Annotated in this window: 2 pseudogenes; both read left to right on the forward strand. The window is 76.3% G+C overall.

From position 1 onward, the window contains the following. Positions 1-2: 2 nt before the first annotated feature. Positions 3-9947: pseudogene (locus tag G401_RS0124475) on the forward strand (SDR family NAD(P)-dependent oxidoreductase); the annotation flags it as partial. 98 nt (positions 9948-10045) lie between these two features. Then, positions 10046-13267: pseudogene (locus tag G401_RS48090) on the forward strand (type I polyketide synthase); the annotation flags it as partial. Between the last annotated feature and the right edge of the window lie 150 nt (positions 13268-13417).

Consider the following 13417-nt stretch of genomic DNA (forward strand, 5'->3'; position numbering starts at 1 on the left):
CGGAGCAGGAGCGGCTGCTGGAGTACCTCAAGCGGGCCACCGGCGATCTGCGCAAGGCCAAGCGCCAGCTGCAGGAGGCCGAGCAGCGGGCCACCGAGCCGATCGCGATCGTGGGCGCGGCCTGCCGCTACCCGGGTGGCGTGACGACCCCGCAGGAGCTGTGGGACCTCGTCGCCGCGGGGGGCGACGCCATCGGCCCGTTCCCCGCCGACCGGGGCTGGGACCTGCACCGCCTGTTCGGCCCCGACGACGACCCCGCCGCCACCTACGTCCGCGAGGCCGGCTTCCTGTCCGGCGCCGCCGCGTTCGACGCCGCCTTCTTCGGCATCAGCCCGCGTGAGGCGTTGCTGATGGACCCCCAGCAGCGGCTGCTCCTGGAGATCTCGTGGGAGGCGCTCGAACGCGCCCGGATCGTCCCGGCCACCCTCAAGGGCAGCCGCACCGGGGTGTTCGCCGGGGTCATGTACCACGACTACCCCGCGGGCAGCAGCGTCGGCAGCATCGTCTCCGGACGGGTCGCGTACGCGCTGGGGCTGGAGGGGCCGGCGGTCTCCGTCGACACCGCGTGCTCCTCGGCCCTGGTGGCGCTGCACTGGGCCGCCCAGGCACTGCGCCGCGGCGACTGCGGTCTGGCCCTGGTCGGCGGGGTCACCGTGATGTCCACACCGGACACGTTCGTCGACTTCAGCAAGGAGAAAGGCCTCGCCCCGGACGGCCGCTGCAAGTCCTACGCCGACGCCGCCGACGGGACGGTCTGGTCGGAGGGCGCCGGCGTCCTCGTCGTCGAGCGGCTGTCGGACGCCCAGCGCCTCGGCCATCCGATCCTCGCCGTCGTCCGCGGCTCGGCCGTCAACTCCGACGGGGCCAGCAGCGGCCTGACCGCCCCGAACGGGCCGTCGCAGCAGCGCGTCATCCGCCAGGCGCTCGCCGACGCCGGGCTGAACCCGGCCGACGTCGACACCGTGGAGGGCCACGGGACCGGGACCGTCCTCGGCGACCCGATCGAGGCGCAGGCGCTGCTGGCCGCGTACGGGCAGGACCGCGAGGCGCCGCTGTGGCTCGGCTCCGTCAAGTCGAACATGGGGCACACGCAGGCCGCCGCGGGCATCGCCGGGATTATCAAGATCATTGAAGCGCTGCGCCACGAGGAGCTGCCGCGTACGCTGCACGTCGACCGGCCCACGTCCGTCGTCGACTGGTCCGCCGGTGCGGTGGAGCTGCTCACCGAGGCGCGCCCCTGGAAGGCGAACGGGCGGCCGCGCCGGGCCGGGGTCAGCTCCTTCGGCATCAGCGGCACCAACGCGCACGTCATCATCGAGGAGGCGCCCGCCGTCGAGCCGGTGCTGCCGCCGGGCCCGTTCGACCGCCCGCTGCCCTTCCTCGTCTCCGCGCGTACGCCCACCGCCCTGCGGGATCAGGCCGGCCGGCTGCGGGCGGGGCTCCCGGCGTACTCGCCGGAGGTCGCGGCCTCGCTGGCGACGACCCGCAGCCATTTCGAGCACCGGGCGGTCGTGCTCGGGGACCCGCGGGCGGGACTCGCCGCCCTGGCCGCCGGGGACGCGGTGCCGGGCGTGATCGTGGACTCGGCGACGCGGCCGGGCCGCACGGCGTTCCTGTTCACCGGGCAGGGGTCGCAGCGGCTGGGCATGGGCCTTTCGCTCTCCGATCGGTTCCCGGTGTTCGCCGAAGCCCTGAACGAGGTCGTGGTCCGGTTCCCGGGTCTGCGGGAGGTGATGTGGGGCTCGTCGGCGGAGACCCTTGCGGCGACGGGTTGGGCGCAGCCGGCGTTGTTCGCGTTCGAGGTGGCGATGTTCCGCCTCGTTCAGTCGTTGGGCCTGAAGCCGGATGTCCTGATCGGACATTCGATCGGTGAGGTCGCGGCGGCCTACGTCGCCGGTGTCTGGTCGCTGGACGACGCGGTGCGGCTGGTGTCGGCGCGGGCGAGCTTGATGCAGGCGCTGCCGGCCGGCGGGGCGATGGTCTCCGTGGCCGCCACCGAGGCGGAAGTGCGGGCGGCGCTGAAGCCGGGTGTCGACATCGCGGCGGTGAACGGGCCGCACTCGGTGGTGATCTCCGGGGCCGAGAAGGCGGTGCTGGCCGTCGCCAAGCGCTTCCCCGCGTCGAAGCGGCTACGGGTGTCGCACGCGTTCCACTCGTCGCTGATGGACCCGATGCTGGCGGAGTTCCGGACGGTGGTGACCTCGCTGACCTTCAGCGCACCGGCGATCCCGCTCGCGACGTCGGGCGATGTGCTCGATCCCGAGTTCTGGGTGCAGCATGTACGCCAACCCGTCCTGTTCGCCCAGTCCGTCACTTCCTCGGGCGCCCGGCGGTTCATCGAGCTGGGCCCCGACGCCACGCTGGCCGGGCTGACGGCCGCCTGCGCCGACGGTCTGACGGTGGCGCTGTCGGCCCGCGACGGTGACGAGGCCGACGCGCTCACGACCGGGCTGGCCCGGCTGCACGCCGCCGGGACCGACGTCGACTGGGCCGCCTACTTCGGCGTACCCGCGTCGGCCGACCTACCTACGTACGCCTTCCAGCACGAACGCTTCTGGCTCGCCGACACCGCCGCGGGCGACGCGACCGCCGCCGGACTGGCCGCGACGAGCCATCCGCTGCTGCGGGCGGTCGTCGACGTCCCCGAACCCGAGATGATCGTCCTGACCGGACGCATCTCGACGGCGAGCCTGCCGTGGCTGGCCGAGCACGCCGTCGGCGGGCGTACCTGGCTGCCGGGCGCGGCCCTGGTCGAGATCGCGCGGGCGGCGGGTGCGGCCGCCGGCAGCCCGGTCGTGGCGGAGCTGACCCTGGCCGAACCGGTGGACCTCGGCGAGGCCGCGGCGGTCGCCGTACGCGTCACGGTCGGCCCGGCCGGCGTGGACGAACGCCGCCCGATCGGCATCCACACGCGACCGGCCGACGCCGCAGCGGACTGGACCCGGCACGCGACGGGCTTCGTGACCGCCGAGCAAGCTTCCGATCCGCGGGACGCAGCTCTGGCCGCCTGGCCGCCGCCGGGCGACCCGGTCGACCTGACCGGCTTCTACGAGCGCCTGGCCGACGCCGGGTACGCGTACGGCCCGGTGTTCCAGGGTCTGCGCCGGGCCTGGCGGCAGGGCGACGAGATCCTGGCCGAGGTGGCGCTGCCCGCCGACGTGGACGTGACCGGCTACGGCGTGCACCCGGCCCTGCTGGACGCCGCCCTGCACGCCGCCGCCCTGCTGGACCTGGCGGGCGTGCCGTTCGCGTGGACGGACTTCGCGGGCGAGCGCCCGGCGGGATCGTCGGCCCGGGTCCGGGTGGTCCGCACGGGCGACAACACCGTCTCGGTGGACCTCGCCGACACCGCCGGTACGCCGGTCGCCGCCATCGGCACGCTCGCGCTGCGGCCGCCCACGGTCTCAAGTGGACGGTTGCGGTCGCTGCACCACCGGACCTGGGACCGGGTCGAGCTCACCGGCGCGACCGCCGCCGACGACGTCGAGATCCTGCGGGTCGAGCCGCCGACCGGGACCGACCTGCCGCACTCGGTACACCTCGCCACGCACTGGCTGCACGCGGAACTGACGTCCTGGCTGTCGGGGGAGACCGCCGCCCGCCTGGCGGTCGTCACACGCGACGCGGCAGCGGTGGGGCTCGACGAGGATGCCGCGATCGGCCTCGTGCACGCCGCCCTGACCGGCCTCGTCCGCAGCGCCCAGGCCGAGCACCCCGGCCGGCTGCTGCTGGTCGACGTCGACGGCTCCGCGGCGGCCGAGGCGAACCTTCCGTCGGCCCTCGGCCTGGCCGCACCCGAGATCGCCCTCCGCGGGGACTCCGCGTACGCGCCGCGGCTGGCGAAGTTCGCGGCGGAAGCCGTCGAGCCACCGCCCCTCGGCGGCACCGCCCTGATCACGGGCGGCACCGGCGGGCTCGGTCGCGCGGTCGCCCGGCACCTCGTCGAGCGGCACGGCGTACGCCATCTCGTCCTGGTCAGCCGCCGGGGCGGGAATGCCGACGACCTTGCCGCCGAGCTGAGCACCGCCGAATCGGGCGCCTCCGTACGCGTCGTCGCCGGTGACGCCGCCGACCGGGCCGTGCTCGCCGACGCGCTGAGCGACCTGCCGTCGGCGTACCCGCTGACGATCGTCGTGCACGCGGCCGGTGTCCTCGACGACGCCGTCCTGACCGCGCTGACCCCGCGACGGTTCGACACCGTCCTGCGCCCGAAGGCCGACGCCGCCTGGCTGCTGCACGAGCTGACGGCCGGGCACGACCTGGCCGCGTTCGTGCTGTTCTCCTCCGCGTCGGCCGTCCTCGGCGCGCCGGGCCAGGCCAACTACGCCGCGGCCAACGCGTTCCTCGACGCGCTCGCCGTCCACCGCCGGGAACGGGGACTGCCCGGGCAGTCGCTCGCCTGGGGTCCGTGGGCGGGCGAAGGGATGGCCGCCGACCGCGGCTGGACCGGTTCCGGCGTCGGCGAACTCGACCCGGCCGAGGCGCTCGCCCTGTTCGACACGGCGCTGGGCGTACCGGCGGCCGACCTGGTGCCCGTCCGCCTGGAACCGGTGCGCGCCAAGCCCCGGCCCGCACGGGCGGTCCGGCGGCCGAAGGCGGACCTGCTCGACCTCGTCCGCTCGCACACCGCCCTCGCGCTCGGCCACACCGGTGCCGCCGCGGTCCCGGCCGACCGCCCGTTCACCGAGCTCGGCATCGACTCGCTGTCGGCGCTGGACCTGCGCAACCGGCTGGCCGAAGCGACCGGCGTACGCCTGCCGGCGACCCTGATCTTCGATCATCCGACGGCCGCCGCGGTGGCCGGATTCCTGGCCGTCCAGGTCGGCGGCGAGACCGAGGCCGGCCCGGCGGTGACGGCGGTCGCCGACGAGGATCCGATCGTCATCGTCGGCCTCGGCTGCCGCTATCCGGGCGACGTCGGGTCCGCCGAGGATCTGTGGCGGCTCGCCGTGTCCGGAGTGGACGCCGTGACGCCGTTCCCCGCCGACCGGGGCTGGGACGTCGAGGCCATCTACGACCCGGCCGGACCCGTCGAGGGCAAGACCTACGTCCGCGAGGGCGGCTTCCTGCGCGGGGCGGCCGACTTCGACGCCGCGTTCTTCCGCGTCAGCCCCCGCGAGGCGCTGGCGATGGACCCGCAGCAACGCGTACTGCTGGAGGTCGCCTGGGAGGCCCTCGAACACGCCCGGGTCGCCCCGACGTCGCTGCGCGGCTCGCGTACCGGGGTGTTCGCCGGGGTCATGTACCACGACTATCCGGGCAGCGCCGGGCTCGGCAGCCTCGTGTCCGGCCGCGTCGCGTACACCCTGGGGCTGGAGGGACCGGCGGTCAGCGTGGACACGGCGTGCTCGTCGTCGCTGGTCGCGCTGCACTGGGCCGGGCAGGCGCTGCGCCGCGGCGAGTGCGACCTCGCGCTGGTCGGCGGGGTGACGGTGATGGCGACGCCGGAGACGTTCGTCGAGTTCAGCCGCGAGCGGGGGCTGGCGCCCGACGGGCGCTGCAAGTCGTTCGGCGACGGCGCGGACGGCACGGTCTGGTCCGAGGGCTGCGGCGTCCTCGTGGTCGAGCGGGCGTCCGACGCGCGCCGGCGGGGGCACGAGATCCTCGCGGTCGTCCGCTCCTCGGCCGTCAACTCCGACGGGGCGAGCGCGGGCATCACCGCGCCCAACGGTCCGGCGCAGCAGCGGGTCCTGCGGGACGCGCTGGCCGCGGCCGGGCTTCGGCCGTCCGAAGTGGACGCCATTGAAGGGCACGGGACCGGCACCGCGCTCGGCGACCCGATCGAGGCCCAGGCGCTGCTGGCGGTGTACGGCCAGGACCGCGAGACGCCGCTGCGGCTCGGTTCGATCAAGTCCAACCTCGGCCACGCCCAGGCGGCCGCCGGTGTCGCCGGGATCATCAAGATGGTGATGGCGCTGCGGCACGGCGTCCTGCCGCCCACGCTGCACGCGGGCACCCCGTCGTCCCATGTGGACTGGACGGCGGGCGCGGTCGAGCTGCTCACCGCCGCGACCCCCTGGCCCGCCGCCGACCGGCCCCGCCGCGCCGGCGTCTCCGCCTTCGGCATCAGCGGCACCAACGCCCACGTCATCCTCGAAGAGCCGCCGGCTGCCGAGTCCGTGACGGGCGGGCAGCTTCCCGCGCCGTGGCTGCTGTCCGCGGCCACCGCCGAGGCACTGCCGGTGCAGGCCGCCCGCCTCCTCGCCGCGCTCGGCGACCAGGACGCGTTCGCCGTCGCGCGTACCCTCGCCACCGGCCGCGCCGCGTTGGACCACCGGGCCGCGATCGTCGCCCAGGACCGCGACACCCTGCTCGGCGGTCTGGCCGCGCTCGCCCGCGACGACTTCCACCCCGCTCTGGTACGCGCGGAGCCCGCCGAGGGCCGCACCGCGTTCCTGTTCACCGGCCAGGGCGCGCAGCGGCTCGGGATGGGCAAGGAGCTCTACGACACATTCCCCGCGTACGCGACCGCGTTCGACGAGGTGTGCGAGGCGTTCACCGGACTGCTGCCCGCCCCGCTGCGTTCCGTGGTCTGGGGGACCGACGCGGAGGAGCTGAACAAGACGGGCTGGGCGCAGCCGGCCCTGTTCGCCGCCGAGGTCGCGCTCTACGCACTCGTGCGCGCCTTCGGCGTGACGCCGGACTTCGTGGCCGGGCACTCGATCGGCGAACTGGCCGCCGCGTACGCCGCCGGGGTCCTGCCGCTCGCCGACGCCGCCCGGCTGGTGGCCGCCCGGGGCCGGCTCATGCAGGCGCTGCCCGCCGGGGGAGCCATGGTCGCGCTGGCCGCCGCCGAGGCGGAGGTACACCCGCTCCTCGCAGCCGGCGTCGCCCTCGCGGCCGTCAACGGCCCCCGGTCGGTCGTCATCTCCGGCGACGCGCAGGCGGTCGCCCGCGTGGCGGCGGCCTTCGACAGTGCCGTGCCGCTGCGGGTCTCGCACGCGTTCCACTCCCACCTCATGGATCCGATGCTGGCGGAGTTCCGCGCGGTGGCGGCCACGATGGCGTACGCGGAGCCGTCGATCCCGCTCGTCTCCACGATGACCGGCGAGCCCGAGACCGACCGCCTCACCGATCCCGGCTACTGGGCCGAGCACGTGCGCCGGCCCGTCCGCTTCGCCGACGCCGTCACCGCTCTGCGCGAGCGCGGCGTGACCCGGTTCGTCGAGCTGGGACCGGACTCGACGCTCACCGCCCTCGCCGCCCGCAGCGCCGACGGGGCGGTCTGCGTCCCGCTGGCGCGCAAGCGGCAACCGGAGGCGTACGCGCTGCTCGGCGGGCTGGCCGAACTGCACACCCACGGCGGCTCCGTCGACTGGCCGGCCGTGTACGCCGACACCCGCGCGTACGCCGACCTGCCCGCGTACGCCTTCGAGCACAGCCGCTTCTGGCTGCGCACCGCGACCGGCGTACCCGGTGCCGGGGCGGTACGCCATCCGCTGCTGACCGCCGCGACGCCCGTCCCCGCGACCGGGGGCCTGGTCCTGTCGGGCCGGTTGAGCGGCGACGCCGAACCGTGGCTGGCCGAACACGTCATCGGGGGCCGGGCGATCCTGCCCGGCACCGGTCTGGTGGAGCTGGCGTCCCGGGCCGGCGCGCAGGCAGGCTGCCCCCGGGTCGCCGAGCTGGTCCTGGACGCGCCCGTGGCCCTCGACACGAGCCTGGCGGTCACGGTCGGCCTCGGTGCGCCGGACGCGGACGGCCGCCGCGAAGTCACCATCCACACTCGACCGTCCACAGCGGACGCGGACACGGACTGGACCCTGCACGCGACCGGCGTCGTGGAGCCCGCCGGGACCACCGAGGTCGCAGCGGCCACGGAACCGACCCGCTGGCCCCCGGCGGGCGCGACCGAGGTCGACCTCGGCGACGCCTATGAGCGCCTGGCCGCCGCCGGGTACGCGTACGGGCCGGTGTTCCAGGGCCTGCGCAAGGCCTGGCGATCCGGCGACGACCTGTACGCCGAGGTCGGCCTGCCGGACGGCGCCGAGCCGGGCGGCTACGGGGTGCACCCGGCGCTGCTCGACGCCGCCCTGCACGTCCAGCTGCTCGCCTCGCCCGCGGGCGGCCCGCCCCTGGTGCCGTTCGCGTGGAGCGGCGTCGCCGTGCACACCGAGTCCGCCGCGGCGCTGCGGGTCCGGCTCAGCCCGGCCGGGCCCGACGCGGTCAGCCTGCTGGCGACCGACGCGTTCGGCGTACCGGTGGTGTCGGTGGACCGGGTGGCCGCCCGGCCGCTGGCCGCCGCCCGCGCCGACGACCTGCTCTTCCGCGTCGGCTGGGAACCGGTGACGGAACCGGTCGCGGCAGCCGGGGACGTCGCCACGTTCGCCGTCCCCCCGGCGCGGGCCGACATCCCCGGGGCCGTGCACGCCGCGACCGCCGCCGTCCTGGCCGCGATCCAGGAACACCTGCGTACGCCGGCCGGCGTACTCGTCTTCGTCACGACCGGCGGTGTGGCGGCCGCCGACGGCGATCCGGTCGACCCGGCGGCCGCGGCCGTCGGGAGCCTGGTACGCGCGGCCGCCGCCGAGCATCCCGGCCGGTTCGGACTGGCCGATGTGGACGATCCGGCCGGGTTCGTACCCGTGGACCTCCCCGAGACCGCCGTCCGAGCCGGCGTGATCCTGTTCCCGCGACTGCGCCGGGCCCCGCACGTGGAGCCCGGAGCCGGGCTGGGGGACGGTCCTGTCCTCATCACCGGCGGCACCGGCGGCCTGGGCGCGGCCCTCGCCCGCCACCTCGCCGGGACCGGTACGCGCCGCCTCGTGCTGACCAGCCGCCAGGGCCCGGCCGCCCCGGGAGCCGACGCCCTGCACGCCGACCTGACCGCGCTCGGTGCCGAGGTGACGATCGCGGCGTGCGACGTCGCCGACCGGACCGCCGTCGCGGCGCTGCTGGCGCGGACCGGGCCGCTGGGCGCGGTCGTCCACGCGGCCGGGATCGCCGACACCGGGCTCGTCGGGGAGCTGACGGCGGGGCGGCTCGCGGCCGTGCTGCGCCCCAAGGTCGAGGGCGCCTGGCACCTGCACGAGCTGACCCGCGACCAGGATCTGACCGCGTTCGTGCTCCTGTCGTCGACGGCCGGGGTGTTCACCGGCGCCGGGCAGGCGGCGTACGCGGCCGCGAACGGGTTCCTCGACGCGCTGGCCCGCCACCGGCGCGCCGGGGGACTCCCGGGCACGGCGCTGGCCTTCGGCCCCTGGGATCCCGCCGCCGGCGGCCTCACCCGTGAGCTGGACGAGACCGGGCTGCGCAGGCTCGCCCGGCTCGGCCTGCCGCCACTGTCCATCACGGACGGTCTGCGGGCGTTCGACGGCGGCGTCCGCCGGCCCGAACCCGACCTGGTGGCGGCCCGGCTCGACCTCGCCGCCGTACGCGCGCAGGGCGACGCCGCCCTGCCGATGCTGCGCGGTCTGGCCGGACGGCGTACCGAGGGGGCGACCGGAACCCTGCCGGCCCGGCTGGCCGCGCTGCCCGCCGAGCAGCGGGAGGACTTCGTCCTGCGGGTCGTCACCGAGCGGGTCGCCGGCGTACTCGGGCACGCGCCGGGCACCGCCATCGCGCCCGGGAAGGCCTTCGGCGACCTCGGCTTCGACTCCCTGGCGGCGGTGGAACTGCGCAACCAGCTCAGCACGCTGACCGGCCGCCCGCTGCCCGCGACGCTGGTCTTCGACCACCCGAGCGCGGCAGCCCTCGCCCGGCACCTGCTGGAACTGATCGCACCGGCCCCGGTGGACCCGGCCGTGGCCGTGCTCGCCGACCTGGACCGGATCGAGGCGGGCCTGGCCGGCCTCGACGCCGCCGAGGACGGGCGCGTCCGGGTGACCGCGCGGCTGGAAGCGTTGCTGCGCCGCGTACGCGAGCCCGCCGGCGACGCGCGGGCCCTCGACGGCGCCACCGACGACGAGCTCTTCGACTTCCTCGACGAGGAATTGGGGCGGGCATGACCGACACCGAGACCCGGCTGCGCGACTACCTCAAGCGCACCGCCGCCGAGCTCCAGCAGGCGCGCCGCGACCTCGACGAGGTACGCGCGAAGGCCGCCGAGCCGATCGCCGTCGTCGGGATGGCGTGCCGCTATCCGGGCGGCGTGCGAACGCCTGCGGACCTGTGGTCGGTGCTGGCCGACGGCCGCGACGTCATCGGGGAGTTCCCCGCCGACCGGGGCTGGGACGTGGACGGCATCTACGATCCGCAGCCCCGGCCGGACAAGACCTACGTACGCCGCGGCGGCTTCCTCGACGACGCCGCCGGATTCGACGCCGACTTCTTCGGCATCAGCCCGAACGACGCCCGCCGCGCCGACCCGCAGCAGCGCGTCCTGCTGGAGACGTGCTGGGAGGCCGTCGAGGGGGCCGGGATCGACCCGCTCGCGCTGCACGGCAGCACCACCGGCGTCTACGCGGGGCTCATGTACCACGACTACAACAACGGCAGCCCCGGCGGCAGCCTCGTCTCCGGCCAGGTCGCGTACAGCCTCGGGCTCGAAGGGCCGGCGCTGTCGGTGGACACCGCCTGCTCCTCCTCGCTCGTCGCGGTCCACCTGGCCGTGCAGGCGCTGCGCCGCGGGGAGGTCGGCCTGGCGCTCGCGGGCGGCGTCACGGTCATGGGCACGCCCGACATGTTCGTCGACTTCAGCCGCCAGCGGGGACTCGCGCCGGACGGCCTGTGCAAGGCGTACGCGGCGGGCGCCGACGGCACGGGCTGGGCGGAGGGCGTCGGAGTCCTCGTCCTGCAACGGCTCTCGGACGCCCGGCGGGACGGCCGGCGGATCCTCGCGCTCGTGCGCGGCAGCGCGGTCAACTCCGACGGCGCCTCCAACGGCATCACCGCCCCCAACGGCCCCTCCCAGGTACGCGTCATCGCCGCCGCCCTGGCCGACGCCGGTCTCGCCCCCGCCGACGTGGACGCCGTCGAGGGCCACGGCACCGGGACCGCCCTCGGCGACCCGATCGAGGCGCAGGCGCTGATCGCGGCGTACGGGCCCCGGCCGGAGGGCAGGCCGCTGTGGCTGGGCTCGGTGAAGTCGAACCTCTCGCATCCGCAGGCGGCCGCCGGGGTGGCCGGGATCATCAAGGTGATCCTCGCGCTGCGCCACGCGTACCTGCCGCGGACCCTGCACGTCGACGAGCCCTCGCCGCACATCGACTGGGCCGCCGGGACGGTGCGCCTGCTGACGGAGGGCCAGGCCTGGCCCGCCGGCCCGCGCCCGCGCCGGGCCGCCGTGTCCTCGTTCGGCATCAGCGGCACCAACGCCCACGTCCTCATCGAGGAGCCGCCCGCCGAGCCGGCCGCCGGCGAGCCCGCGATCGTCGAGAGTGGACCGTACGCGCTGCCGTTGTCGGCCAAGACCGAGACCGCCCTCGCCTCGGCGGCCCGGCGCCTCGCGGCGCACCTCGAACGGCATCCGGAGCTGAGCCCGGCGGACGTGGCGTACACGCTGCGGACCCGGTCGGTCTTCGAGCACCGGGCGACGGTGACCGGCGACGGCCGGGCCGACCTCCTCGCCGCCCTCACCGCGCTGGCCGTCGGGGCGGACCATCCCGGAGTCCACATCGGAGACCTCGGCACCGGGAGCCCGGCGGGATGCCTGGTCGACCTGCCGGCCTACCCCTTCGAGCATCGGCGGTACTGGACCGATCCGACCCCGGGCGCCCCGGCGTCCGCGGCCGACTCCTGGCGCTACCGGGTGGAGTGGGCCGGACTGGGCGGCTCTTCGCGTACGCCGGAAGGGGTGTGGCTCGTGCTGGCGCCGGAGGGCGACCCGGCGGCGGACGCCCTCGGACTGGAGAGCATCGTGCTCGACGCGGCGGGCGACGAACGCGCGAAGCTGGCCGAGCGGGTCCGGGCGGCGCTCGCCGGGCGGGCCGTCGCGGGCGTCCTGGCCGCGGCCGCCGACGTGCCCGAGGCGCTGACCGCCGTCCAGGCCGTACGCGACGCGGACGTCACGGCGCCGTTCTGGTGTCTGACCCGTGGCGCGGTCGCGGTCGACCCGGCGGAGGCGGCCGATCCCGACGCGGGCGCGGTCTGGGGTCTGGGCCTGGTGGCCGGGCTCGACGCCGCCACCGGCTGGGGCGGCCTGGTCGACGTGGCGGGGGACTGGGATCCGGCCGCGCTGCGGGCGGTGCTGGCGGAGGCGGCCGAGGACCAGGTGGCGATCCGCCCCTCGGGCCGGTACGCCCGCCGCCTCGTCCGCGCGCACCGGCTCGAACGGCTGCGCCACTGGCGTCCACAGGGGACGGTTCTCGTCACCGGCGGCACCGGAGCGCTGGGCGGGCACGTGACGCGGTGGCTGCTGGCGGCCGGCGCGCAGCGGGTCGTCCTCGCGAGCCGCCGCGGACCGCAGGCGCCGGGCGCAGCCGACTTCGACGAGCGCGTGAGCGTACGCGCCTGCGACATCGGCAGCCGGGCGGAGGTGGCGGCGCTGCTGGACGCGATCGGCCCGGTGACGGCGGTCGTCCACGCGGCCGGGGTGATGGCCGACGAGCCGCCGCTGCTCGACCTGACCCCGCAGCAGTACGCCGCGGCGTCCCGGGCCAAGACGGCCGGCGCCGAGCACCTCGACGAACTGCTCGCCGACACCGATCTCGACGCGTTCATCCTGTTCTCCTCGGGCGCCTCCGCCTGGGGCGGTCAGGGCCGGCCCGCGTACGCGGCCGCGAACGCGTACCTGGACGCGCTCGCCCAGCGCCGCCGGGCCCAGGGCCGGCCGGTGACCTGCGTCGGCTGGGGCACCTGGGCGGGTGGCGGGCTCGCCGACGATCCGGACGCCGAGGCGTACCTGCGGCGGATCGGCGTGCGCGCGATGGCTCCGGCCGCCGCGCTCACCGCCCTCCAGCAGGCGCTCGACTCCGGCGAGAGCCACGTCGTCGTGGCCGACGTCGACTGGGACCGGTTCGTGCCCGTGTACGCCCTCGCCCGGCCGCGGCCGCTCGTCGCCGGGCTGGCCGCCGCCCCGGTCGTCGCGGCGGCCCCGGAAGCCGCGCTGGAACTGCGGCTCCAAGGACTCACGGCGGCCGAACGTTCCCGGGAGGTGCTGCGGCTTGTGCGTACCGAGGTCGCGCTGGTGCTCGGGCACGACGACCCGCGCGCCGTCGAACCGGCCCGCGCCTTCGCCGACCTGGGCTTCGACTCGGTGACCGCGGTGGACCTGTCCACCCGGCTCGGCCGCGCCACCGGCGTCGCGCTCCCGGCCACGGCGGTCTTCGACTACGCCAGCCCGCAGGCGCTCGCGGCCCACCTCGACGGCGAACTCGGCCGCGAACTCGGCGGCGCCGCCTCGGTGCTGACCGACCTCGACCGGCTGGAGGCGGGGCTGGCCGACCTCACGCCCGAGGAACTCGACCGGGCGAACGTCGCCGCGCGACTGCGGGCGCTGGCGGCCCGCCTCGAAAACGCGGGATCCCCTGTGGACGGT

This window comes from Hamadaea tsunoensis DSM 44101 (assembly GCF_000428945.1).
GTDB lineage: Bacteria > Actinomycetota > Actinomycetes > Mycobacteriales > Micromonosporaceae > Hamadaea > Hamadaea tsunoensis.